We start from the raw sequence: 24,466 nt of genomic DNA on the forward strand, positions 1-24,466 counted from the left end.
GAAAGGCCGCATATCGAGGCCTGACACATGACCGTACTCGATCACAGGCTCATAGGTTCAAAAATTCCTTGCATACCGGGAGGCATCCACACATGGGCCATGTCGAGCGGGAAACATATGCTGCGGCCACTCTCGTGGCGCGGATGGAAGACGCGGCCCTGGATCAGGCTCTTGTCTGGGACGACATCGCCACATTCGACGGCAAGCCTTGGCGCGGTGCGGTGGATATCGTCTCTGCGGGCTATCCGTGCCAGCCGTTCAGCGTGGCGGGCAAGCGCCGGGGTGCCGACGACCCGCGCCACCTCTGGCCGCATGTCGCCCGGATCATCGGCGAGGTCGAACCGCCCTTCGTCTTCCTCGAGAATGTCGCACATCATCTCCGCCTCGGCTTCCCCGAAGTCGCCCGAGGACTGGTCGGCATGGGCTACAGGCTTGCGGCAGGACTGTTTACGGCGGCGGAAGTCGGCGCGCCCCACAAGCGCGAGCGGCTTTTCATCCTCGCCATCCGCGAAGGCGACGAGTTGGCCGACCCCGCGCGCCTGCTCTGGCACCCGCTCGAGCGGCGGCAACCGGACCGAGATGCTGCGCCTCTGGCCGACACCCCGAGCCAGCGCCAACAAGAACCGGCAGACCAGGCCGACGCCATCACAGGCGGCGGGCAAGCACGGGATGAACCTCGCAACCAGGGCTGTGCAATGGCCAACGCCGCTGGCAACAGATGGCAACAAACCGAGCGCGGGCAATCGCAAATCGGCCGACCTGACCCATGCCAGTCAAATGGGGATGACGCCGACGGCGCGGGATCACAAGGACGGAGCGACGAGCCTTGCCAATACGCCGGTGAACGGCCTCCTTGGCCGCCAGGTCCTCACGACGCCGATGGCTGGCAGCTATACCTGCGATCAGCGCCGGACGCTGAACCCGCTATTCGTCGAGGCACTGATGGGTTGGCCCACCGGGTGGACCGGCTCCGCCTCTGTGGCAATGGCGTGGTCCCCGTGGTTGCGGCGCATGCGCTCCGAACTCTGGCGTATCAGTTGCTGGAGGATGGATGAGATGGTCGGCTGAGGCGCGGCGCCTCACCCCTGATCGAGCCTGTAGGTTCGGCCACGTCCCTCGACCTTTTCAGAGGTCACGGTCAGCCCCAGCTTCTTTTTCAGCGAGCCGGAAATCGCGCCCCTGATGCTGTGGGGTTGCCAACCCGTCGCCTCGGCGATCTCTGCAATGGTCGCGCCATCTGGCGCCTGCAGCATGGCGATCAGCTGCGCCTGTTTGGTGCCGGGCCGCTGGACGGCAGCGATGGCCTCGGGCTTGGCGTCCCGCAGACCCGCCATGGTTTTCACCACGACCGGGTCGATCCCGATGGCCGCAAGCCCTGCTTCGGTGGCGATCAGCGTGGTGCCGTGCCCGTCGCCAGTATCGCGCCAGAGCGGCTCGCCGCACCGGATATTGGCCTCGACCTCCTCGATCCAGCCGAGCTTGATCATCCGGCCGATGGCCATCTTCGCCGCCGCACCGTGCAGTCCTTCGGGTAGCGGCAGGGCGAGATTGCCCGGCCGGGCGCTGGCGCGGATCAGGATGAGGGTTTGGGTATCGGTGAGTTTCAGCATCGTTGGCTCCGCTCGTCGCCGCCGCAGGCTGCGGTCGGCTTCTACGGAGAAGTGCCCCGCTGCGCGGGGCGTGACGGTCGGCCCGGACTGGGCTGTCAGGCGACGTGTTCGCCCTCGCCGAAAGTGAAGTCGCTGATCTGCTTCAGCAGGCTCGCCTGATATTCGAGGCTGCCGACATCGGCCCAGTTCAGCCGCTCGAGGTCGGTGCCGAAATGGTTTTCGCTGAGCGCCTGCAACCGGGCGAGCATCGCGTCGATTTCCGCCTTCTTGGCCATGAAGGCGACAAGGGCGACGTCATTGGTCTGGGCGGGTTTGCGGGTCATTTCGGTCTCCGGGTGCAGCGTTTCGTTGATGCAGCATCGCTCTGACGCGCCCTGAAGTGTAGAGAATTCGGAGCAATAACAGTGCATTCTGATGCACATCGCCATCATCTTCAGACGGGTTTTCCATGCAGGGCATGAGCGAACGGGCCTATGCGGCCCATGCCGGATTGTCGCGCGGGGCGATCCAGAAGGCGCGCAAGAGCGGCCGGCTGGTCCTGTTCGCAGACGGTTCCATCGACGCAGCGGCGTCGGACGCCCGGCGCGCGGCGACCACCGATCCCGATCAGCAGAACCGGTCGAAGGGCGGCACCGCGCGGCAGGCAGCGGTTCCGGACAGGCCGACCCGCCCGGCCGACAGCCTCGCCGCCCCGTCGGTCAGCGGCCCGGGCGACAACTCCTCCTATCTGAAGGCCCGGACGGCGCTGACGGTCTATCAGGCGCAGGAACGCCAGATCGCCATCCAGAAGAAGAAGGGCGTGCTGGTCGACCGGCCCCGGGCCGAGACGCTGGTCTTCCGGCTGGCGCGGCAGGAGCGCGATGCCCGGGTGACCTGGCCCGCCCGCGTCGCCGCGATCATGGCGGCGGAACTCTCGGCCGAGACCGAGAAAGCGAGCGGCGAGCCCGTCACGATCAGCACCGGGGTGCTGCAGAGGGTGCTGGAAACCCATGTCCGAGACCAGCTTGCCGCCCTCGCCGACCTCAAGGTTTCTCTTGAATGATGAGGAAGATTCCCCCGACCTGAGCTTCGACGGCGCCGAGGACATCCTGCGCGCCTGGTCGCGCGGCATCCGGCCCGATCCGAACCTGACCGTCTCGGAATGGGCAGACAGGCATCGCTGGCTCAGCTCGCGCGCGGCAGCCGAACCGGGACGGTATCGCACGGCGCGGACACCCTATCTGCGTGAGATCATGGATGCACTCTCGCCCGGTCATCCGGCGCAGCGGATCAGCTTCATGAAGGCTGCGCAGGTCGGCGCAACGGAAGCGGGCAACAACTGGATCGGCTTTGTCATCCACCACGCGCCGGGCCCGATGCTCGCGGTTCTGCCGACGGTCGAGATGGCCAAGCGCGCCTCGCGCGGGCGGCTCGATCCGCTCATTTCTGACAGCCCCGCCCTGCGGGAACGGGTCAACCCGGCGCGGTCGCGCGATGCCGGGAATTCGATGCTGTTCAAGGAATTCCCGGGCGGCATTCTGGTGCTGACCGGCGCGAACTCGGCCACGGGCCTGCGCTCCATGCCGGCGCGCTACCTGTTTCTGGACGAGATCGACGCTTACCCGCCCTCGGCCGATGAAGAGGGCGATCCGGTAACCTTGGCCGAGGCGCGCGGCACCACCTTCGCGCATCGCCGGAAAGTGTTCCTGATCTCGACCCCGACGATCCGGGGCCTCAGCCGGATCGAACAGGAATTCGAAGCCTCGGATCAGCGCCGCTATTTCGTGCCCTGCCCGCATTGCGGCGCGATGCAATGGCTGGAGTTCGAGCGACTGCGCTGGGAGAAGGGTCGCCCCGAGACCGCCGCCTATGCCTGCAATGCCTGCGATCAACTGATCGCCGAACACCACAAGACCTCCATGCTGGAGGCGGGCGAATGGCGCGCCACCGCAACTGCCGCCGATCCACATCATGTCGGCTATCACTTGTCCGCCCTTTATTCGCCCATCGGCTGGAAGAGCTGGGAACAGATCGCCCGGGAATGGCTGGCCGCACAGGGCAATGACGAGATGCTGCGCGCCGCGCGCAACACGCTTCTGGGCGAGACATGGGTCGAGCGCGGTGAGGCGCCGGAATGGCAGCGGCTGGCAGATCGCCGCGAAGTTTTTGGTGCCCAGATCCCCGAGGGCGGGCTGTTCCTGACAGCGGGAACTGACATTCAGAAGGACCGGATCGAGGTCGACATCTGGGCCTGGGGACGCGGGCTGCAGAGCTGGCTCGTCGATCACATCGTCATCCCGGGCGGGCCAGACAGCCCGGTGGCATGGGCAGAGCTGACCAAACTGCTCGGCAGGACATGGTAGCATGCAAACGGCGCGGTGATGCCGATTGCCAAACTGGCGATCGATACCGGCTACGAGGCGGCGGCGGTCTATGCCTGGGCTCGCGCGCAGGGCTTCGAGCAGGTCGTGCCGGTCAAGGGGCTTGAGGGCTTCAACCGGGCAACGCCGGTGTCAGGCCCGACCTTCGTCGATGCGACCGTCGGCGGCAAGCGGTTGCGCCGGGGTGCCCGGCTCTGGTCGGTGGCGACGGCCACCTTCAAGATCGAGACCTATCGCTTCCTGCGGCTGGAACGGCCGGAAGCGGACCAGCCCGAGCCGCCGGGGATGATCCATCTGCCGAACTGGGCCGACAGCGAATGGCTGAAGCAGCTGGTGGCGGAGCAGCTGGTCACGGTCAGGAACAAGCGCGGCTACGCCCGTCAGGAATGGCAGAAGCTGCGCGAGCGCAACGAGGCGCTGGACACCCGCGTCTATGCCCGCGCCGCCGCCTGGATCATGGGCGCGGATCGCTGGGACGAGCGCATGTGGCGGCAGCTGGAGGAGCAGGCTGGGGTCGCCACCCGTACCGACGCGGCTGACACCGATGCCGCTGAACCCGCGACCGACCCGCCTGCGCGCCAGGCAGGCGCTCCGCCGACCACGCCACGCCGCAAGCGGCAAACCTACACACCGCGTTTCATGAGGTGAGAGATGGAAATCGACCGGATGCGGACGCTGCTGAGCGCCCTGTAGGAGGCAAGGTTCAGCGGGCCGCACTCTGTCAGTTATGACGGCAAGACCCTGACCTATGGATCGGATGCGGAACTGGCGGCTGCCATCGCCGATCTGGAAGCCCGGATCGCGCGGGCATCCTGCGCGACCCGGCGTCGGCGCTGGGGCACCGTGGCCACGAAGGGGCTCTGAGACATGGCATTCGACGGCATCCGCCAACGCCTCGGCGCCATCATCGGCGGGTTCGATGCGGCGCAATCGCATCGACGCCTGCGTGACTTCCGCGCCAGCCGCGCCCATGTGAACACGCTGATCGCGGGCGCGGGCGAGACCATCACGGCCCGTGCCCGCTGGCTGGCGCGCAACAACGGCTATGCCGCGGGCGCGGTCGAGGCGTTTGCCAGCAATGTCGTTGGTGACGGCATCAAGCCATCGTCTTCCATCGCCGATGCGGCCCAGAAGGAAGAGCTGCAAAAGCTGTGGCTCGGCTGGACGGACGAGGCCGATGCCGAGGGGTTGACGGATTTTTATGGCCTCCAGCGCCGCGCCGCCCGCGAGCTGTTTCTGGCGGGCGAGGTGTTTTTGCGCCTACGCCCGCGACGGCCAGAAGACGGGCTCTCGGTGCCGCTGCAGCTTCAGATGCTGCCCTCGGAAATGCTGCCGATGGATCTGAACCGCGAATTGCCCGGCGGCGGCACCATCCGTCAGGGCATCGAATTCGACGGGATCGGGCGCCGCGTGGCCTATCACCTCCTGCGCCGCCACCCGGGCGACATGACCGATCCGGGGCTGGCGGGCGAGACGGTGCGTGTGCCCGCCGCCGAGATCGTCCGTGTGCTGGACCCGGTCGAAGCCGGTCAGTTGCGCGGCGTGTCGCGTTTCGCCCCGGCGATTGTGAAACTCTTCACGCTGGATCTCTATGACGATGCCGAACTGGAGCGGAAGAAGACGGCGGCGATGTTCGAGATGTTCATCACCTCGCCTGCCTCGGAAACGCCGCGGGAACCGGCCGAGGAGGATCTGGAGGTCGAACCCGGCCAGGTGGTCCGACTGGACCCGGGCGAGGATGTCTCGACCCCCGCCACGCCGGACTCAGGCTCCACCTATGAGCCGTTTCAATACCGCACCTTGCTGCAGATCGCGGCGGCGCTGGGCATTCCCTACCCCTACCTGACCGGGGACGCTGCACGCGGCAATTTCTCGAACACAAGGGTGGCGCTCCTGGATTTCCGGCGCCGGCTCTCGGCGATCCAGCACAGCGTCATCGTGCATCAGCTCTGCCGCCCGGTCTGGCAGCGCTGGATGGATCTGGCGGTGCTGTCGGGCGCTATGGACCTACCCGGCTATGACCGCGACCGGCGGGCGTTCCAATCCGTCAGCTGGCTGCCGACGCGCTGGGACTGGGTCGATCCGATGAAGGACGCCTCGGCCGAGATCCTGCAGATCGAGGCCGGGCTCAAATCCCGCAGTCAGGCTATTTCCGAACGCGGCTATGACGCCGAACAGGTCGACCGCGACATCGCGGCCGAGCGGAAACGCGAGGCCGCGCTGGGCCTCGACTTCCGCCGCCCGGGCTCACCTGCGCAGGGGCCCAAGGGTAAGGCGGATGGCGATGCTGCGACCAATGATGACCACGACGAAGCGGACGCCGATGAGACCGGCAATGACGACACTAAACCTCGGGAGGACCGGTGATGCATCACGCCCAGTTCGCCCAGCGCGCCTTCGACACCCCGCTGATGATCGCCCCTGCCAAGGCGCTGGGTTTTCTCTCCGGCCTCGGACCCCGCATCACCGGGCAGGAGATCAGCTTTGACGGGGCCGCCGTCACTGAGCCGGAATTGGTGACCGCACGTCAGACAGCTCGCGCCTCGTTGATCGGTGGCGATCTCGCCCAGCGCCATGACGGCGATGATACCGATGCGCCCTTTCCGGTCATCGACGGCGTGGCGGTGATTGCCATTGCCGGCACGCTGGTCCATCGCGGCGCCTGGATCGGGCAGAGCTCCGGGCTCACCTCCTATGAAGGCTTGGCTGCCCAGAAAGACGCGGCGGTTTCTGACAATGCCATTCGCGGCATTGCGCTGGAAATCGACAGCTTTGGTGGCGAAGTGGCCGGAGCCTTCGATCTCGCCGACCGCATTCGCACGGCGCGGGCCAAAAAGCCGGTTCAGACATTTCTGGCCGAACATGCGCTTTCGGCCGGTTACGCACAGGCGTCCCAGGCGGATCGCATCACCCTGCCTCGCACTGGGGCGGCGGGCAGCATCGGTGTCATCACCATGCATACCGACATGTCCGGCATGCTGGCCCAGAAAGGCGTGGCGGTGACGCTGATCCATGCCGGGGCCAAGAAGGCCGACGGCAATCCTTATGCCGCCCTGCTCGAGGACATCCGCGCCGGGTTGCAGGCGGAACTGGAGGATCTGGGGACCCTCTTCGCCGAAACCGTCGCTGCCGGTCGCGGTGCGAGAATGACCGGGGACGCGGCACTCGCCACCGAAGCCGCGATCTTCCGGGGCGCGGCGGCTGTCGAAGCCGGGCTTGCCGATGCTGTCGCCGATCCCCGGACCGCTTTCCGCGCCTTTGCGACAGTCTCAGCCGCCCAGTCCTGCCAGTGGGGCTGCGGGCGCAATCCCCGACCCTTTCACCACCCCAATCCCAACAGGAGATGATCATGAGCGATCAGACGGATGAAGATGCCCAGACGCCGGACCAGCAAGACCCGCAATCCACAGCATCGGGTGCAGGTGCCTCGCCGACGCTATCTGCCACACCGACGGCGCGGCAACCGGCGGCAATACCGCCCGCGCCCGGCGCCGCAGCGACTGCCACCCCGGTCGATGCCACCGCCGACACCATCCGCGCCGAGGCCGCCGAAGTGGCCTCGATCTGCGCCCAGGCGGCAAAGCTGGGCGTTACCCTGGACGCGGCCGATGCCCTTCGGCGCGGGGTGAAGCCCGAGGCGCTGCGCGGCCAGATCCTCGACAGCCTCGCGGCCAGAAGCGATGCCAGCGGCATTCTGGCCAGCGTACCCGCGCCCACCAACAAGCCGAGCCCGCTGGTAACTGCTGCCTGCAAATCCGCCGATAGCGCCAGCCGCTGATCGGCTGACACCTTGGAGATACCGATGCCCGTCCTGACCCAGCCGCCTAGCATGGGCGATGCGCTCAAATATGAGCTGAACCCGAACTATGCCCGCGAGACCGTGACCCTGGCCGAAGGGAGGGAATACCCGGCCGGTGCCGTGCTCGGTCGAATCACCACCAGCGGTCACTACACCTTCGCCAGCCATGGCGGCAGCGATGGCGCCGAAACCGCCGCTGGCATCCTGCTCTATCCGGTCGATACGCGTCTGTCTGAAGCCACCGGCATCCTTCTGGCACGCGGTCCGGCGATCCTGTCCCGCGACGCCCTCTTCTACGATGGCAGCGGCGATGATGCCACCAAGATCGCGCTGAAGCATGCGGAACTGACCGCGCTCGGCATCGTCTTTCGCGACAGCGCCTGACAGGTCACGGACCCGCCCGGGGGTCACGGACCCGCCCGGCGGTCTCGCACCTTCACGGCGGCATCGCATCCTTCTTCCTCCTCCCTGACAAGGCTTCCCCATGACCATCATCCGCAATCCCTTCGATGCCGGCGGCTATTCGCTGGCCGAGATGACGCAGGCCATCAACATCCTGCCGAACCTCTATACCCGCTTGGGCGAGTTGGGCCTCTTCCGCTTCGAGGGCGTCTCCCAGCGCAGCGTCATCATCGAGCAGATCGAAGGCGTGCTGAACCTGCTGCCCTCGGTGCCGCTGGGCGGTCCTGCCACCGTCGGCGCGCGAGAGGGCCGCGCCATGCGCAGTTTCGCGCTCCCGTGGATCCCGCATGACGACGTGATCCTGCCTGCCGATATTCAGGGTGTGCCCGCAATCGGCGCAGGCGATGAATCCGATCCATTGGTCGCGGTGATGACCCGCAAGCTGACCCTGATGCGCCGCAAGCATGCCCAGACTCGCGAATACATGGAGATGAACGCGCTCCGCGACATTGTGAAGGATGAGCCCGGCACGACGCTCTACAATTACTTCACCGAATTCGGCATCGCGCAGATCTCTGTGGATTTCGTGCTCGGCACGGCCGGGACCAATGTTCAGGGCAAGGTCCGCGAGGTGCTGCGCGCCATCGAGGACAATCTGCTGGGCGAGAGCATGTCGGGCGTCCATGCCCTGGTCAGCCGCGAATTCTTCGACAAGCTGATCTCGCACCCCAACACCGAAGAGGCCTGGAAGTTCTATGCCGCGACCGGTGCACAGCCGCTCAGGCAGGATGTCCGCCGCAACTTCCCCTTCGCGGCCATCCTCTTCGAGGAATATGCAGGCGCCGTCACGCTCTCGACCAAGGCGTTGGAACGGCTGGTCCCTGCGAATGAAGGCATCGCCTTTCCGACCGGCACCATGGACACGTTTACGACCTATGGCGGTCCGGCGAATCTTCTGGAAACGGCCAATACCATCGGGTTGCCGCTCTATGCCCGCCAGCATCTCGACCCCAAGGGCCGCTGGATCGACCTGATGACCGAAGCCTCGATCCTGCCGGTCAACAAGCGTCCGCGTCTGGCCATCCGGCTGCACAGTTCGAACTGACCGGCCATGAACGCCTTCAGCGCGTCCATGGACCTCATCTTCGGTCATCCCGACATGGGCACCTCCGCCGTCTGGATTGCCGCCGGGACTTCGGAGGAACGCCAGATCCGCCTCATCCGCCGCGCCCCGGACCGGATCACCGAGTTCGGATCGGCGCGCATTCTGTCGGACACCCTGACCGCCGATATCCGGATCAGCGACCTGGGCGATCCCCGGCAGGGCGATCTGATCGTCATCGGCGCGGAAAGCTTCGCCATGCAGGGCGAGCCCATGCGCGACCGCGACCGGCTGGTCTGGACCGTGGACCTGGTGCCTGCGTGAAGCTGCGACTCGACGTCGACCCCGATCTCGTTGCCATGATGCAGGCCGAAATCAACGCGGGCGAAAAGGCCGTGACCGGCGCCATGCGCGAGGCGGGCGTGGACCTGAAAACCGCATGGCGCGACCAGATCACCGGGGCGGGGCTGGGGCGGCGGCTGGCGAATTCGATCCGCAACGCGACCTATCCGAAAGCGGGCGAGAGCTTGAATGCCACCGCGCTCGTGTGGTCGAAGGCGCCGGTGATCATCGGCGCCCATAACGCCGGGCCGCTGATCCGATCCCGCGACGGATTCTGGCTGGCCATCCCGACGGAAGCCGCCGGCAAATCCCTGCGTGGTGGCCGCATCAACCCGGGCGAATGGGAGAGGCGGACCGGATTGCGGCTGCGCTTCGTCTATCGCAGGCACGGGTCCAGTCTGCTGGTGGCCGAGGGGCGGCTGAACACCAAGGGGCGCGCTGTGGCATCGCGCTCCAAAACCGGGCGCGGGCGGGCCACCCTCCCGATCTTCCTGCTGGTGCCGCAGGTCAGGCTGCCAAAGCGGCTCGATCTGGCGCAGGATGCAGAGCGGACGACGGATGCTGTGCCGGGGAGGATCGTGGGGAACTGGGTGGAGGGGCGAACAATTCTCTAACCCGACGGTTTCTCGGCCCAAACCAAGAACTCGAAAGTTCCACCCTCACGCACAGCTTGGTCGACAATATCCACGACCTGGGCCCTCGACCGATCAGGATCGGCAAAAATTGACCAGCCCTCCTCATGCTCGGGCAGGACTAGAATGTCATAGTCAAGGCGTCGCCCGGTTCTTGCGCCAGCCGTCTTTATTGCCTCCATACGGGATATGCTGAATCCGGCATTTGCAAGATAGCTGTTGAAGGCACGAAGCTGATCCAACGACAATCGGACATACTTCTTTCCGTGGAGAAGTTCTTGCATGAAGGCTTGCATCTTATCTTCCATGGCTACTCCAGCGGTCGAATAATTTCTTGCAGATCGTTGTCCGGTGCGCGCAAAGGCACATTTCTGTTACTGACCGCGACGACTTCGCCGTCTGGGTTCAATATCACCCAATGCCCGTCGCGGCCAGTAAGCAGAGTCATCTCCTGCCCTTTGAAGGGACCAAATCCGCGAATTACCCCGCTCAAATCAGGGTTAGGGTTCGCGATGATCCCATCGATCTGCTCGGCAGTGTGCCCTTTGCCTGTGATATACTCGGCCCCGTCACCTTTTGGGCCGTGACCCCGGACGATGTTGCCATCTGGTGTAGTGATGTTGGCTGGGCGCGCTTCGAGAATGCTGGGACCAGCAAGCTCTGGGATCGGTGTTGAGATTATATTTCCGGTCGGGTCTTCGGCATTCGGCGATCCGGTGTGGTTTGGCAGGCCGAGGACCTCGACCGGGTAGGTCTCCAGCCACTGCTCGATGCGCTCGGGCGTGAAGCCGGGAAGTTCGCCCAGCCGCCGCTCGCCCTCGGTCAGTTCAGGGAATACCTCGACCCAGCCATCGGCTATCGTGCCGTCCTGAAGCCGGAGCCGACCCTCGCTGAAAGCATCGTAGGCGCGCTGTACGAATGCGCCAAGCGCGCGTTGAGCAGCGCGGTCTCCTTCCGCGACCTGCTGAATAGTTCCGGGATTCGCCATTTCGAAAAGCGCCGCCGCCTGACCGGCGATCTGCGCGGCCTCGACGGTCTTGGGCAGGCTGGATCCGAAGCCGGTACTGACCGTTTCCTGCACCAGTTCGTGCGCAATAGCAGCCAGGAGCCCTTCGGCCGATCCAAGATCGACGCCGAGGATATCGGCAGCGCGGTTCAGGCGACGTTCTGTTGCGAGTTCGGTGAGTTCCCTCAAGGCATTGCCAGCCTCCCACGCCGCCAAAAACGCCGCCAAAGCAGCGGCTCCCTGAGGGGTAAGCGCGACCGCACGTCCGACAAGGCCTCGAAAGAAGGCCTCCACCGGAATTTCTGCCGCTGGCGCATACTGGGCAAGGACAACGTCGTTTGGCAACGGCGACGCAACAGGCTCGGCGAAACACCGGCAGTTATGTGCCTGTCCCGGATGCCCGCCTGCAGGAGGTTCGTCCCAGCTGAAGACCTGATCGTCATACTTTGAGTGACTGTCGCGAACCTGCGCGTCATCTCGGGAACGCCAGATGTAACGCTCTATCCCAAGGTCTTGCTGCCGAAGCTGATTGATCAGCCCCGCGAAGGCCCTGAGCAGACGCTCTTCCATGGCCATTCGCAATGGGCGGAGACGCTGCGGGTGGGACTGATACTCTTCAAAGATGGCCGTCAGACGGGCATCCCATTGCTGCAGGACAGCCTCCTTCGCGTCCGACACATCGCGCAGGTCTGCCTCCGTCACCCAGGGGGCGGCGTCAGGGCATTCAGAAGCGTCCGCGTGTTGTCGGCGATAACCTGATCCAGACGATCAGAAAAAGCGCTCCGAAGACCCGCGTAGCCGGGAAATATCGACTTGATGGAAATGGCTGCGCGTATCGAATTTTTGTGCTGGCTGACCACGTACTGACCATGCCCGCCATGCCGAAGGAAGTCCCGTAAATCTGTGCTGCAATGAAACCTCCCCGCCGATCTGCGGGATCGGTTGTAGGCGCAATTGGTTAACGAGTATTTACCTTTCCGCGCGTTGCTTTCCACGGGGCAATACGCCAACAAAATCTGAAGTGCCCATGACATGCCCACCCTCCGCGAAACTATCCTCGCCACCCTGCACGCGCGGCTTTCGGCCCTGCCCGCCACCGCCCTGCGCGGCGACGTCCTTCCCGAACGCGTGCCACCCGACGGCATACTGATCTTGCGCGACGGCGCCCCGGGCGAGCCCGAGGTGACGCTGTCGCCGGTCGCCTATCACTATCAGCACCGCGCCGAGATCGAGGCGGTCGTTCAGGGCGCCGACCGTGACGCCGGCTTCGACGCCCTCTGTGCCAGCATCGGAACGGCCATCGCAGCCGACCGAACGCTGGGCGGTCTCTGCGACTGGGCCGAGGCAGAGGCGCCGCGCCCGGTCGATCTGCCAGTCGAGGGCGCGGCCAGCCTCAAGGCGGCGGTGATCCCGGTGATCCTGCACTACACGACAGCGGACCCGCTGGCCTGACTGGCCCTCAGCAGGTGCCGTAATAATTGCCCGAGAAGCGGCAATATTCGCGCGCAGTGCCACTGGCGATCATCGCCGCCGCAATGTCGCGACCGTCCGGCAGCCAGCATTGCCCGACGATCCGGCCATAGCGGTCCACATCGCGCAAGCGGCACTGGACGGAGCGCCCTGAGATCAGGTTTGCGAGCTGCGCGGTCGCGGCCGATCCACCTGCCCGGCCAATTTCAGGCGCGTCCAGCCCCCCGACCCGGATGCGGTTGCGTTGGCCGCTGACCCAGAAGGTATCGCCATCGATCACCCGGGTCACCTGCCCGCCAAAATCGAACCGTGACGATGGCGCAGGTGCTGGTGCCGAGACCTCCGTCGGCACACAGGCCGACAGAACCACGCTGGCGACAAGCGCGAGAGCGGCGCGCGTTCCAAAAAAGCAAGCTGCGGCTTGCCGCAATCCAAAATCCACCATTTCACCCCTAACGACCAGCATCCCAACACCAGCGCAGTCTGCGGGACGGCGCCCGGGTCGGCAACCGGCCCCCGCAAACCGCCTCAACCCCACTCTGATCGAAAGGATATTTCATGGCACGAGCCCAGGGGGCACGGGCGCAGATGGCGCTGGCGTTCGAGACCGTCTATGGCACGCCGCCTGTGGGCGGCTTCACCAAAATGCCGTTTGCCAGCACCTCGCTCGGGGCGGAACAGCCGCTGCTGAACTCCGAACTCTTGGGCTATGACCGCGATCCGCTGGCGCCGATCAAGGATGCGGTGACAGCCGACGGCGATATCGTCGTGCCGATCGATGCCGAGGCCTTCGGCTTCTGGCTCAAGGCGGCGTTCGGAGGCCCAATCAGCACCGGCACCGGGCCCTGGACACATGAGTTCCGCTCGGGTGGCTGGACACTGCCCAGCCTTTCCATCGAAACCGGCATGCCCGAGCTGCCGCGCTTTGCGATCTATTCCGGCTGCGTGCTGGACCAGCTCAGCTGGCAGATGCAGCGATCCGGGCTCCTGACCGCGACCGCACGGCTGATCGCCCAAGGCGAGACGGTTGGCACGGTCAGCAATGCCGGCACGCCCGCGCCCATCGATCTGAAGCGCTTCGGTCATTTCAACGGGTCGATCACCCGCAATGGCGCGGCGGTGGGCAATGTGATTTCAGCGCAGATCACCTATACCAACAATCTCGACCGGATCGAGACCATCCGCGCCGATGGCCGCATCGATGGCGCCGATCCGTCCATTGCTGCCCTGACCGGGTCCATCGAAGTGCGCTTCGCCGACAGCACGCTGGTGACACAGGCCCTTGATGGCGATCCCTGCGCGCTAGAATTTTCCTATGCCCTGCCCTCGGGCGAAAGTTTCACCTTCACCGTCCATGCCGTTTACCCGCCCCGCCCCCGGATCGAGATTTCCGGGCCGCAAGGCGTGCAGGCCACATTCGACTGGCAGGCCGCGCGCGACGGCGCCCTGGGGCGCATGTGCACCGCCACCCTGATCAACGACCGCGAGGAATACTGATGCTGACTTTGGACCTGACCAACGAACCGCGCGGGCACGAGCTGGCGCCCGACGTCCGGGTGCAGCTGCGCCCGCTGACCACGGCGCTGATGGTCGCCACCCGCAGCGATCCGGAGGTCGAGGCGGTGCAGGATGGGTCTTCCGATGAAGAGCGGGCGCTCATCTTCGCCAAGGCGCTGGCCCGCCGTGCGGTGCTGGCCTGGGAGGGCGTCGGCGATGCCGATGGCAATGTCATCGACCCCGGACCCGAGGCCATCGACGCGCTTCTGGACATCTGGCCGATCTTCGAGGCGTTTCAACTGGTCTATGTCTCGAAGGGCCTGCCGCTGGAGCAGGAAAAAAACGTCTCCGCGCCCTTGCCGAGTGGTACTTCGGCGGGGGCGACAGTTACTGCGCGGCCTGCACCCAAAGCTGCGAAGACTGCCCGACGCGGCAAAGCCAACCGCTGACCTACGAGGGCTGGCAGGTCTGGGATCTGGTCGGGCGCCTTGGTGGACAGCTCAGGGTGCTGCCCGGCGCCGTGATCGGCTGGGATCTGAACGCGGCGCTGGGACTGGCGGCAGCGCTGGGCATCCCCGCCCTGGCTGCCGCAGGACTGCTGTCCATCATCGAGGCGGTGATGGTCCGGAAGATGAACGAACAGATCACCGCGAACGGCTCTGGGGCGATCAGCTTTTGACCTTGGGAACCAGCGTGACGCCCGGCAGACCGTCAAAATGCGCGTCGCAGGTCAGGAGTTGCGCGCCATTGGCCTGTGCCGTGGCAAAGATGATGGCGTCGGCAGTTGCCAATTTATGGGTTCGGCAGGCCTCGGCAGCCGCCAGCGCGGTTTCGGTATCGAGCGGCACGACCTGACAGATCTGGGTGAAGGCAATGACCTGATCGGCCTTGTCTTCGCCGATCTCACGGGTCAGCCATTTCGTCAGCTCCAGCTGCACCATGGTCGGCACCAGCCAGTCGGCCTGTTCTGGCAGATGATCGGCCAGCTTATCGCCGGTCGGCGACGCGATCAGCCATTCGATCCAGGCAGAGGTATCGACAAGGGTCATTCAGTGACGGTCCTTGCGGTCGCGATAGCCCTCGGCATTGGCGCCCTTCGCCAGCCCGCGCAACGCGTCACGTTTAGGCACCGGCACCAGCAGCACGCCCGTCCCTTTCGGGATGAAGGCAAAGGTCAGCCCGGCCTCCCAGTGCTGGGCGGCGCGGATCGCCTTGGGGATCGAGATCTGGAATTTCGTGGACAGGGTCGCGGTCTCGGTCATTGTCATACCCATCATTGATCGATGCGAAGAATGTAAGACACGCATCGAAGAAGATCAAGGAATCCCTACATGGCAGAGAAACGGGTCACCGTCCGCCTCGCGGCAGTAGGCGGGCGGCAGGTGCGCGCCGAGCTGGAAGGTGTCGGTGAGGCCGGATCGCGCGGCTTCGGGCGGCTCTCGCGCGAGATGGAGGCTGCGAATGCCCGCATGGCCGGGTTTACACGCAAGGTCGGAGTCGCGGCTGCCGCTGCGGTCGCCGCCGCCACCGCCGCCGGGATCGCGATGGTGCGCTCCGGGCTGCAAACCGTGGACGCGGAGGCGAAGCTCGCCCAGTCACTCGGCACCACGGTTGCTTCAATCCAGACGCGGGAACGCGCCGGGGAACTGGCGGGCGTCTCGATGTCCGGGATCGAACAGGCGACCAAAGATCTGACGCGCCGGCTCAGTCAGGCGGCAGAGGGCGGTGGTCCCGCAGCCGATGCGCTGGCGCGGCTGGGGCTGACGGCGGGCGAGTTGCTGGCACTGCCGCTCGACCAGCGCGTCGGGGCGATCAATGCCGCCATCGAAGCCTTCGTGCCAGTCGCGCAGCGTGCCGCCGTCGCGGGTCAGCTTTTCGGCGAGGAGGGTTCGATCGCCATGGCCCGCATCGACACCGCCACATTGCACCAGGCCACCGAGGATGTGCGGGCCTTCGGCGTCGTGGTGTCCGAACAGGATGCCGACCGGATCGAACGGACGAATGACGCGATCTCGCGGCTTGGCCTTGTCTGGCGTGGGCTGTCGAACCAGCTGGCCGTTGCCGTAGCCCCGGCATTGGAAGCCGTCGCCGATGCCATGGCGGCGCTGGCCAGCCGCACCGGGCCGCTCGAGATGGCGATCAGCGGTCTGTTTGAACAGATCGGCCGCCTCTCAACCTATGCGGCCAGTTTCGCGGGCTTCATGGCCGGGCGTTGGGTCGCGGGGCTGGCGGCGGCGGCAATCTCGGTCCGAGGCCTCGCCACGGCGCTGGTCGTTTTGCGCGGCGCCCTCATTCGCACTGGCATCGGCGCCCTGATCGTCGGGGCGGGCGAGCTGGTCTATCAGTTCACCCGGCTGGTCAAAGGCGCGGGCGGTTTCGGGAATGCCATGGCGCTGATGAGCGATGTGGCCAAGGCGGTCTGGGAGGGCATCAAGGTCACGGCCCTGTCCTTCGCCGATGATTTCCGGGCCATGCAATCGGAGATCGAGGCGATCTGGACCCGACTGATGACCTTTCTTGCGGGCAAATGGGCGGACTTTCTGGGCATGATCGCGCCGACCTTCAACAAGGTGGCCGAAGAGATCGGCTCGGACACCCGCATCGATGTCTTCGGGGCGCTGGGCCGGGCGTCCATGCTGGAACATTCGGCCAGCAATTCGGCGCATATGGCGGGCCGCTATCGCGACCGGGCAAGCAACAGCCGGGCCTCCGCCTTCGATGGTGTCGGCCCGGCGATGGAGGCGCTGCGCGCGGCGATGTCGGGCGGCGAGGACGTCGGCAGTGAAGCTTTGGACGTCGCGACGGAAGCCGCCGGACGTTACGAGGATGCGCTGGACGGGGTCGAGACCGCCGCCACCGGCGCAGGCGCGGCTGCGAAGGAGGCCGGTGCCGCGGGCAAGGCAGCCGCGGAAGCGGCAAAGCCCGCGACCGAGGCAACGGCGACCGGCTGGAAGGCCGTCACCGAGCCGCTGTCAGACTATGCGAAGAAGGCGAAGGAGATCGGTGCCGATATCGGTCAGGCGCTGGTGGGTGCGTTTCAAAGCGCGGAGAATGCGGTCGGCGAATTCGTGAAGACTGGCAAGGTCGATTTCCGCGATCTGGTCACTTCGCTGCTGGCCGATCTGTCAAAGCTCGCCGCACGGCGGTTTCTGCTCGGGCCCATCGCCAACGCACTCTCCGGTGCGCTGGGCGGGGCTGGCGGGATCTTTGCCAGCATCATGCATACGGGCGGGATGGTTGGCGCGGGTTCGCCCTCGCGCATGGTGTCCGCCCTCGCCTTTGCCCAGGCACCGCGCATGCATAGCGGCGGCACGGTTGGGCTGCGCCATGACGAGGTGCCGGCGATCCTCCAGCGCGGTGAGCGGGTGCTGTCGCGACGCGAGGCGCAGGATTACGGCAACGGCGTCACCGTCAACATCAATGCCCGCGACGCCGAGAGTTTCCGGCAATCCCGCACCCAGATCGCTGCCGATATCGCCCGCGCCGTATCGCTCGGTCGACGCGGCCTTTGACAAAACCCTTACGTAAGGAACGCGCAGGATGGCATTTCACGAGGTCCGGTTTCCGGACAATATCAGCCGCGGCGCCCGTGGCGGGCCGGAGCGGCGCACGCAGATTGTCGAACTGACCTCCGGCGACGAGGAGCGCAATGCCAGCTGGGCGAATAGCCGGCGGCGCTATGATGTCAGCTATGGCATCCGCCGCGCCGACGATCTGGCGGCGGTCGTGGCCTTCTTCGAGGCGCGAAACGGGCGGCTTTACGGCTTTCGGTTCAAAGACTGGGCCGATCATCGGTCCGGCCTGCCGTCGCAGGTCCCATCGCCGACCGATCAGCAGATCGGCACCGGCGATGGCGTCACGACCTCCTTCCAACTGATCAAACGCTATGCCTCGGGCGGACAAAGCTGGGCGCGCATTATCACCAAGCCGGTCGCGGGCGCGATCCAGATTGCCCTGAATGGCGTCTCGCAAGCCAATGGCTGGTCGGTCGACCATAACACCGGCCTCGTCAGCTTCGAGATCGCGCCTTCCGCCGGCATCACCGTCACCGCCGGATTCGAATTCGACGTCCCGGTCCGCTTTGACAGCGACGTACTGGACGTGACGCTGGACATCGAACGCCTCGGTTCCATCACCTCCATTCCCCTGCTGGAGATCCGGCGATGAAGCAGATTTCCCCTACCCTGCAGGCCCATCTCGACAGCGGCACCACGACACTGGCCTGGTGCTGGCGCATCACCCGCGCCGATGGCGTGGCTTTCGGTTTCACCGATCACGATCAGGTGCTGATGTTCGACGGCACCGAGTTCGAGCCGGAAAGCGGCCTCACCGCCAGCGAGATCAGGTCAGGTGCCGATCTCTCGGTCGATGCACAGGACGCGGCGGGCGCGCTGCGCTCGGACCGGATCACCGAGGCGGATATCTGGACGGGCGCTGGGACAATGCGGAGGTCGCGCTCTGGCGCGTGAACTGGGCCAACCCGGCGCAGCGCGTGCTGATGCGGCGTGGCGCCATCGGCCAGATCCGGCGCGGGCGACATGCCTTCGTGGCCGAGATCCGCTCGATGTCGCATATCCTCGGCCAGACGGTCGGGCGGACCTTTCAGGCGACATGCGACGCCGCGCTGGGCGATGCCCGCTGCGGTGTCGATCTGGACGATCCGACCTATCAGGGCAGCGGCACCGTGATCGACGGGTTGCGCGACCGCGCCTTTACCGCCTCCGGGCTCGGCGGTTTCGCGCCCGGCTGGTTCCGCTTCGGCACGCTCACATGGACCACCGGGCCCAATGCCGGACGCCGCGCGGAGGTGCTGGCCCATGATCGCAGCGATGGCGTTGCCGTCTTCACGCTGCTGGAAGCGCCGATCCGGCCGATCACTTCTGGCGATAGGTTCACCATCCGCGCCGGCTGCGACAAGCGCATCGCCACCTGCGCCCAGAAGTTCGGGAACGTGGCGAACTTCCGAGGCTTTCCGCACATCCCCGGACAGGACACCATCCTGCGCTATGCCAGCCAGGATGGTGGTCATGATGGAGGCGTGCTGTGACCCGGGAGCAAGCCGCCGCAGATTCCCACCGTGTCATCGCCACCGCGCGCGGCTGGCTTGGCACACCCTATCACGATCAGGCCAGCCTGAAGGGCGTCGGATGCGACTGCCTCGGGCTTGCGCGCGGGGTGTGGCGCGATGTGGTCGGCGATGAGCCCTTCCCTATGCCGCCGTACAGCCGCGACTGGGGCGAGACGGGTTCCCGCGAGATTCTGGCTGAGGGCGCGCGGCGGATGATGATCGAACTGCCCTTTGCGGACGCCCGGCCGGGCGCCCTTGTCCTCTTCCGTATGCGCCCCGGCGCCATCGCCAAGCATGTCGGCATTCTGACCGCGCCGGACCGCTTCATCCACGCCTATGAGCGGCTGGGCGTCATTGAAGAGCCCCTGACACCTGCCTGGCACCGCCGCATCGCCTTCGTCTTTCTCTTCCCTAGCGTCTGAGACTCTTTCACCATGGCAACTCTTGTTCTGGCCTCGGTCGGCGCCACGATTGGCGGCGGCTTCGGGGGCGCGATCCTTGGTTTTTCCGGCGCGACCATCGGCGGCATGATCGGCTCGACCATCGGCGCGGCCGTCGACAGCTGGATCGTCTCGTCCCTCGCCCCGGCCCAGCGCATCGAAGGCGCGCGGCTCGACAATCTGCGCATCACCGCCTCGACCGAGGGCGCAGTGATTCCGCGCGTCTTCGGCCGCATGCGCATGGGCGGCAATATCGTCTGGGCCACGGATTTCCGCGAGGAGACCCGGACCAGCCGCCAGGGCGGCAGCAAAGGCGGCGGACCGAAGGTCGAGACCACCGAATATCTCTACTATGCCTCCTTCGCCGTGGCACTGGCCGAGGGCGAGATCACCGGCATCGGCCGCATCTGGGCGGATGGCAAGCCCCTCGACACCTCGGGGATCACCTGGCGCTGGTATCCCGGTAGCGAGATCCAAGAGCCTGACCCGTTCATCGCCGCGACCATGGGCGCGGAGGCCACGCCGGCCAATCGCGGCACCGCCTATGTCGTCTTCGAAGACCTGCCGCTGAATGACTATGGCAATCGTCTGCCGCAGCTTTCCTTCGAAGTGTTCAGGCCGCTGGCCGATCCCGACACGGCCGAGGGCCTGACCCGCGCCGTCACCCTGATCCCGGCCTCTGGCGAGTTCACGTATGCCACTGAGCCGGTGCGCAAGGGCGGCAGCGGCACCGCCGCGGCCGAGAACCTGAACGCCACTCCGGCCAGCCCCGACATGATCGTGGCGCTGGACCGGCTGCAGGCCATGGCGCCCAAGATGGAAAGCGTCAGCCTGGTCGTCAGCTGGTCCAGCAATGACCTGCGCTGCGGATCCTGCACGATCCGACCCGGCGTCGAGGTGGCCCAGAAGGCAAGCACACCGCGCCTCTGGTCGGTCAGCGGTATTGCCCGCGAGCAGGCACATCTGGTCAGCCGCGACGCTCAGGATCGCCCGGTCTATGGCGGCACGCCTGCGGATTTCGCGGTGATACAGGCGATCCGCGAGATGAAGGCGCGCGGTCTGCGCGTCACCTTCTATCCGTTCCTGCTGATGGATGTGCTGCCGGGCAATGCGCTGCCGGATCCCTATGCGGACAATGCCGCTGGAACCGGCCAGCCCGCTTTTCCCTGGCGCGGTCGCATCACCTGCTCGCCCTCTGCCGGTCAGGCCGGGAGTGTCGACAAGACGGCGGCTGCGGCAGATCAGGTTGCGGCCTTCTTTGGCAGTGCAAACGCGGGCGACTTTACGGTCTCCGGCGACGAGGTGCGTTGGGCGGGCGATCCCAGCGATCACGGGCTGCGACGGATGGTGCTGCACTACGCCCATCTCTGCGCAGTGGCGGGCGGCGTGGACGCCTTCCTCATCGGCTCCGAGATGCGCGGACTGACCACGATCCGGGCAAGCGGGAACAGCTATCCGACCGTCGCGGCCCTCCGCGCGCTGGCCGCAGATGTGCGTGAGATTCTCGGAGCTGACACGAAGATCAGCTATGCCGCCGATTGGTCGGAATATTTCGGACACCAGCCGGGCAATGGCAGCGGGGATGTGTTCTTCCATCTCGATCCGCTCTGGGCCGACGCCGCCATCGATTTCATCGGCATCGACAACTACCTGCCGCTCTCGGACTGGCGCGACGGGTTCGACCATCTAGACGCCCGGGACGGATGGGCCGCGATCCACGACCGCGCCTATCTGCAATCGAACCTTGCAGGCGGTGAGGGGTTCGACTGGTTCTATGCCACGGAGGCCGACCAGGCAGCGCCGATCCGCACCCCGATCAGCGATGGGGCCCATGACAAGCCGTGGGTCTTTCGGCCGAAAGATCTGCGCTCATGGTGGTCGAACCGGCATTTCGACCGGCCGGGCGGCATGGAATCCGCGACACCGACCGCATGGTTGCCGCAGTCCAAACCGATCCGCTTCACCGAACTCGGCTGCCCGGCGATCGACCGCGGCACCAACCAGCCCAATGTCTTCTATGACCCCAAATCCTCAGAGAGCTTCGTGCCATACTTCTCGCGCGGCTGGAGGGATGACGCCATCCAGCGCGCCTATCTGGAAGCGACCTACCTCTTCTGGGGCAAACCGGCGAACAACCCGGTCTCGACGGAATATGCCGGCCGCATGGTCGAAGTCGGTGAATATGCCGCCTGGACATGGGACGCCCGGCCCTACCCGTTCATTCCGGCCCTGAGCGAGGTCTGGACCGATGGCGCCAACTGGCGGCTGGGGCACTGGCTGACCGGACGGCTGGGTGCGGTCTCGCTTGCCGCTCTCGTCCGTCATCTCTGCCGACGCGCCGGACTGCCCGAAGCCCGCATCGATGTCTCGGGTCTCTGGGGCGCGGCAGAGGGCTATGCGATCACCGCGCTGGAAAGCCCGCGCGCCTCGATCACCACGCTGGCGCGGCATTTCGGGTTTGACGCGATCGAGAGCGAGGGCGTGATCCGCTTTGTCATGCGCGGGCGGGCGCCGGTCGCAACCATCGCGCATGACGATCTGGTGGCAGCGCGCGACGGCCAAGCCATTGAGCTGACCCGGGCGCAGGAAACCGAACTGCCGCAGGCGCTGAAGTGGCAGGTGGCCAGGGCCGATGAGGATTATGATGCCGCTCTGGTCGAGGCGGCGCGCATCACCGTCGATACCAACCGCATCGCCTCCGAGAGTTTTTCGATGGCGGTGCCGCCGGAAGAGGCGGAACGCCGCTGCCGCCGCGCCCTGCAGGAGGCTTGAGCGGGACGCGAAAGCGCGATGTTTCGATTGCCGCCCTCGCGGCTAGCGCTGGACCCGACCGATGTCATCGCACTGGACCATGACGGGCGCCTGCAGCAGTTCCGCCTGACCGCCGTGGCCGATGCAGAAGCACGCGGCATCGAAGCGGTGCGACAGGACCGGGAAGCCTATGATTTGCCACCCGGCGCCGAGCGCCCCGCCACCCTGCCACGCGCCGTGACGTTTGGCGCGCCGGAGGTGATCGTGCTCGAACTGCCGCAGTTGCGAGATGATACCCCGGCGCATCAACCGCTGATCGCCGCCACCGCAAAACCATAGCCCGGCGCGCTGGCGGCTTATCGCAGTCCCGGCGAAGACGGTTTCGAACTGGTCACCATGGTGCGGCGCCGCGCCAATTTGGGGCGTCTCGCCGCCGATCTCTGGCCCGGTCCTACGTCGCGCTTCGATCTCGGCAATGTGCTGATCCTCGATCTGATGAGCGGCCAGCTGGACAGGATCAGCGATCTGGCCCTCTTTGGCGGCTCCAATGCGCTGGCTGTGGAAACGGCGCCGAGCCGCTGGGAGATCCTTAAGGCTGGCCATGCCGAGCTGATCGCGCCCGCACGATACCGCCTGACCCGGCTCCTGCGCGGCCAGCGCGGCACCGAGCACGCCATGGGTCATCCGACCCCGGTCGGAGCACGGGCGGTGCTGCTGAACGAGGCGCTGACCCCGCTGCCGATCCCGGAAGCCGATCTCGGCATTCCCTTCAACTGGCGCATCGGCCCCGCCCGGCATCCTGTCAGCAGCGAAACATTCGCCGCCTTCGCCTTCACGCCCGAGGGCGAAGGACTGCCGGCCATTCTCGCCGGTCCATGTCGTCCAGCCATGGCGCCGCCCGCATGTGCCGGGCGATCTGACGATCCGCTGGACGCGCCGCTCCCGCGACCTCGCCGCCGACAGCTGGCAGGGGATCGAGGTGCCGTTGGGCGAAGAGCAGGAAAGTTATGAGGTCCGGATCATCGATGGCGCGGCCGTGAAGCGGATCCTGACCAGCAATGTGCCCTCTGTCACCTACACCGCTGCCCAGCAGACAGCCGATTGGGGTGCGCCGCTGACGCCGGGTGACGGCCTGACGATCCGCATCTGCCAGCTCTCGACCCGAATCGGGCGCGGCACTACCCGAACGATCACGCTTTATCTCTGATCCCAAGGAACGACAGGCACATGTCTGACAGCACCGCCAACCTGCTGCTGCCATATTTGATGGCCGCGCAAGCGCAAAAACACGTCACCCATAACGAGGCGCTGCGCCTGCTCGACGGGCTGGTTCAGCTTTCGGTCAAGAGCCGCAGCGAGATCGCACCCCCAGCCTCTCCGTCTGACGGCGACCGCTACATCGTCGCCTCTGGCGCGACGGGCGGCTGGGCGGGCTGGGATTGGAACGTCGCCCTCTGGACCGATGGCGCATGGCTGCGCCTGCCGCCGCGCGACGGCTGGCGGGCATGGGTTGAGGATGAGGAACTGCTGCTGGTCCGGAACGGTGCGGAGTGGCAGCCGGCCATCCCGACCGCCTTCGACGACCTGACCCGGCTCGGCATCGGCATGGCGGCAGGCACCGGGGCACCCTTTTCGGCAAAGCTGAACAGTGCGCTCTGGACGGCGCTTTATGCAGCCGACGGCGGCAGCGGCGACCTGACCCAGACCCTGAACCGCGAAACGGATACCGACGATGCCGGGCTGATCCTGCAGACCGGGTTTTCCACCCGGGCCCTGATCGGCCTGTTCGGATCGGGCCAGCTGCGCATTGCGGTATCTCCCGACGGGACCAGCTTCCGCGATGCGCTGGGCGTCGATCCGGCCACCGGCATCGTGGATCAACCGAGCCTGCCACGCTTCACGGCCTATACGAATTACGACAACTATGTCGCCACCGACAGCTGGACGACGATTGGCATCAATGTGGCCGAATATAATGACCAGGGCT

Annotated in this window: 24 protein-coding genes and 5 pseudogenes; 22 read left to right on the forward strand and 7 right to left on the reverse strand. The window is 66.0% G+C overall.

Features of this window, described 5'->3' with window-relative positions:
* Positions 1-143: 143 nt before the first annotated feature.
* Positions 144-485 (forward strand): annotated as a pseudogene (locus H4P12_RS18950) (DNA cytosine methyltransferase); the annotation flags it as partial.
* 184 nt (positions 486-669) lie between these two features.
* Positions 670-1,068: a hypothetical protein gene (locus H4P12_RS18620; protein ID WP_223115894.1), complete on the forward strand. Its 399-nt coding sequence runs from the start codon at positions 670-672 to the stop codon at positions 1,066-1,068.
* Positions 1,069-1,079: 11 nt separating this feature from the next.
* Here H4P12_RS18620 and H4P12_RS18265 read toward each other — a convergent pair whose 3' ends face one another.
* Positions 1,080-1,610 (reverse strand): DUF3489 domain-containing protein, encoded by a 531-nt coding sequence (locus tag H4P12_RS18265; protein WP_187795064.1) that lies wholly within the window; start codon positions 1,608-1,610, stop codon positions 1,080-1,082.
* A 95-nt stretch (positions 1,611-1,705) separates the two neighbouring features.
* Positions 1,706-1,933 carry a hypothetical protein gene (locus tag H4P12_RS18270; RefSeq protein WP_187795065.1) on the reverse strand — a complete coding sequence of 76 codons (228 nt, stop codon included), beginning with the start codon at positions 1,931-1,933 and terminating at the stop codon, positions 1,706-1,708.
* 125 nt (positions 1,934-2,058) lie between these two features.
* On the opposite strand from H4P12_RS18270, the gene H4P12_RS18275 reads away from it, so the two are divergent.
* The 10 genes and pseudogenes from H4P12_RS18275 (at position 2,059) to H4P12_RS18310 (ending at position 10,229) form a co-directional block, all read left to right on the forward strand.
* Positions 2,059-2,652, forward strand: a complete 594-nt coding sequence (locus H4P12_RS18275) for a hypothetical protein (RefSeq protein ID WP_187795066.1) — start codon at positions 2,059-2,061, stop codon at positions 2,650-2,652.
* Positions 2,600-4,618: pseudogene (locus H4P12_RS18280) on the forward strand (phage terminase large subunit family protein). Before H4P12_RS18275 ends, H4P12_RS18280 begins: the two are co-directional and overlap by 53 nt.
* A 57-nt stretch (positions 4,619-4,675) precedes the next feature.
* Positions 4,676-4,834 (forward strand): annotated as a pseudogene (locus tag H4P12_RS18955) (phage head-tail joining protein); the annotation flags it as partial.
* Positions 4,835-4,837: 3 nt separating this feature from the next.
* On the forward strand, positions 4,838-6,337 hold the full coding sequence (locus tag H4P12_RS18285) for a phage portal protein (RefSeq protein WP_187795067.1): 1,500 nt from the start codon (positions 4,838-4,840) through the stop codon (positions 6,335-6,337).
* On the forward strand, positions 6,337-7,317 hold the full coding sequence (locus H4P12_RS18290; RefSeq protein ID WP_246449384.1) for a S49 family peptidase: 981 nt from the start codon (positions 6,337-6,339) through the stop codon (positions 7,315-7,317). Before H4P12_RS18285 ends, H4P12_RS18290 begins: the two co-directional genes overlap by 1 nt.
* A 2-nt stretch (positions 7,318-7,319) precedes the next feature.
* Entirely contained in the window at positions 7,320-7,748 is a 429-nt protein-coding gene (locus H4P12_RS18960) for a hypothetical protein (protein ID WP_246449385.1), read from the forward strand.
* Between the two features lie 24 nt (positions 7,749-7,772).
* The gene (locus H4P12_RS18295) at positions 7,773-8,153 is read left to right on the forward strand and encodes a head decoration protein (RefSeq protein WP_187795068.1); all 381 of its coding nucleotides are present in this window, start codon (positions 7,773-7,775) and stop codon (positions 8,151-8,153) included.
* A 100-nt stretch (positions 8,154-8,253) separates the two neighbouring features.
* Positions 8,254-9,276 carry a major capsid protein gene (locus H4P12_RS18300; RefSeq protein WP_187795069.1) on the forward strand — a complete coding sequence of 341 codons (1,023 nt, stop codon included), beginning with the start codon at positions 8,254-8,256 and terminating at the stop codon, positions 9,274-9,276.
* Between the two features lie 6 nt (positions 9,277-9,282).
* Complete coding sequence (locus H4P12_RS18305) at positions 9,283-9,597, forward strand: head-tail joining protein (protein ID WP_187795070.1); 315 nt, start codon at positions 9,283-9,285, stop codon at positions 9,595-9,597.
* The gene (locus H4P12_RS18310) at positions 9,594-10,229 is read left to right on the forward strand and encodes a DUF6441 family protein (RefSeq protein WP_187795071.1); all 636 of its coding nucleotides are present in this window, start codon (positions 9,594-9,596) and stop codon (positions 10,227-10,229) included. Before H4P12_RS18305 ends, H4P12_RS18310 begins: the two co-directional genes overlap by 4 nt.
* Here H4P12_RS18310 and H4P12_RS18315 read toward each other — a convergent pair.
* A complete protein-coding gene (locus tag H4P12_RS18315; protein ID WP_187795072.1) occupies positions 10,226-10,555 on the reverse strand; it encodes a hypothetical protein in 330 nt (109 codons plus the stop codon). The two genes, H4P12_RS18310 and H4P12_RS18315, sit on opposite strands and share 4 nt — an antisense overlap.
* 2 nt (positions 10,556-10,557) lie before the next feature.
* The gene (locus H4P12_RS18320; RefSeq protein WP_187795073.1) at positions 10,558-11,955 is read right to left on the reverse strand and encodes a phage minor head protein; all 1,398 of its coding nucleotides are present in this window, start codon (positions 11,953-11,955) and stop codon (positions 10,558-10,560) included.
* A 330-nt stretch (positions 11,956-12,285) separates the two neighbouring features.
* Here H4P12_RS18320 and H4P12_RS18325 point away from each other — a divergent pair, with 330 nt between their 5' ends.
* Entirely contained in the window at positions 12,286-12,705 is a 420-nt protein-coding gene (locus H4P12_RS18325; protein ID WP_187795074.1) for an acyl-CoA transferase, read from the forward strand.
* 7 nt (positions 12,706-12,712) lie between these two features.
* Here H4P12_RS18325 and H4P12_RS18330 read toward each other — a convergent pair whose 3' ends face one another.
* Positions 12,713-13,189 carry a thermonuclease family protein gene (locus tag H4P12_RS18330; RefSeq protein ID WP_187795075.1) on the reverse strand — a complete coding sequence of 159 codons (477 nt, stop codon included), beginning with the start codon at positions 13,187-13,189 and terminating at the stop codon, positions 12,713-12,715.
* Between the two features lie 92 nt (positions 13,190-13,281).
* Here H4P12_RS18330 and H4P12_RS18335 point away from each other — a divergent pair, with 92 nt between their 5' ends.
* Genes H4P12_RS18335 through H4P12_RS18345 form a run of 3 tightly spaced genes read left to right on the forward strand, consistent with a single transcriptional unit; the run spans position 13,282 to position 14,899 of the window.
* A complete protein-coding gene (locus H4P12_RS18335) occupies positions 13,282-14,220 on the forward strand; it encodes a phage tail tube protein (protein WP_187795076.1) in 939 nt (312 codons plus the stop codon).
* Complete coding sequence (locus H4P12_RS18340; protein WP_187795077.1) at positions 14,220-14,669, forward strand: hypothetical protein; 450 nt, start codon at positions 14,220-14,222, stop codon at positions 14,667-14,669. Before H4P12_RS18335 ends, H4P12_RS18340 begins: the two co-directional genes overlap by 1 nt.
* 56 nt (positions 14,670-14,725) lie before the next feature.
* Positions 14,726-14,899: a DUF7697 family protein gene (locus tag H4P12_RS18345; RefSeq protein WP_246449388.1), complete on the forward strand. Its 174-nt coding sequence runs from the start codon at positions 14,726-14,728 to the stop codon at positions 14,897-14,899.
* On the opposite strand, the gene H4P12_RS18350 is transcribed toward H4P12_RS18345, so the two are convergent.
* Positions 14,889-15,269 (reverse strand): type II toxin-antitoxin system VapC family toxin, encoded by a 381-nt coding sequence (locus H4P12_RS18350; RefSeq protein WP_187795078.1) that lies wholly within the window; start codon positions 15,267-15,269, stop codon positions 14,889-14,891. The genes H4P12_RS18345 and H4P12_RS18350 overlap by 11 nt on opposite strands.
* On the reverse strand, positions 15,270-15,482 hold the full coding sequence (locus H4P12_RS18355) for an AbrB/MazE/SpoVT family DNA-binding domain-containing protein (RefSeq protein ID WP_187795079.1): 213 nt from the start codon (positions 15,480-15,482) through the stop codon (positions 15,270-15,272).
* A 69-nt stretch (positions 15,483-15,551) separates the two neighbouring features.
* Here H4P12_RS18355 and H4P12_RS18360 point away from each other — a divergent pair, with 69 nt between their 5' ends.
* The 6 genes and pseudogenes from H4P12_RS18360 to H4P12_RS18385 form a co-directional block, all read left to right on the forward strand.
* Positions 15,552-17,732: a phage tail tape measure C-terminal domain-containing protein gene (locus H4P12_RS18360; RefSeq protein WP_187795080.1), complete on the forward strand. Its 2,181-nt coding sequence runs from the start codon at positions 15,552-15,554 to the stop codon at positions 17,730-17,732.
* Between the two features lie 28 nt (positions 17,733-17,760).
* Positions 17,761-18,387, forward strand: a complete 627-nt coding sequence (locus tag H4P12_RS18365) for a DUF2460 domain-containing protein (RefSeq protein WP_187795081.1) — start codon at positions 17,761-17,763, stop codon at positions 18,385-18,387.
* Positions 18,384-19,267 (forward strand): annotated as a pseudogene (locus H4P12_RS18370) (DUF2163 domain-containing protein). Before H4P12_RS18365 ends, H4P12_RS18370 begins: the two are co-directional and overlap by 4 nt.
* Entirely contained in the window at positions 19,264-19,710 is a 447-nt protein-coding gene (locus H4P12_RS18375; protein ID WP_187795082.1) for an NlpC/P60 family protein, read from the forward strand. The pseudogene H4P12_RS18370 and the gene H4P12_RS18375 overlap by 4 nt, the downstream one beginning before the upstream one ends.
* Positions 19,711-19,722: 12 nt before the next feature.
* Positions 19,723-23,686, forward strand: a pseudogene (locus H4P12_RS18380) (baseplate multidomain protein megatron).
* 20 nt (positions 23,687-23,706) lie between these two features.
* On the forward strand, positions 23,707-24,466 hold a 760-nt coding region (locus H4P12_RS18385; RefSeq protein ID WP_187795083.1), incomplete at its 3' end, for a DUF2793 domain-containing protein.

Source organism: Paracoccus amoyensis (assembly GCF_014490725.1).
In the GTDB taxonomy this organism is placed as follows: domain Bacteria; phylum Pseudomonadota; class Alphaproteobacteria; order Rhodobacterales; family Rhodobacteraceae; genus Paracoccus; species Paracoccus amoyensis.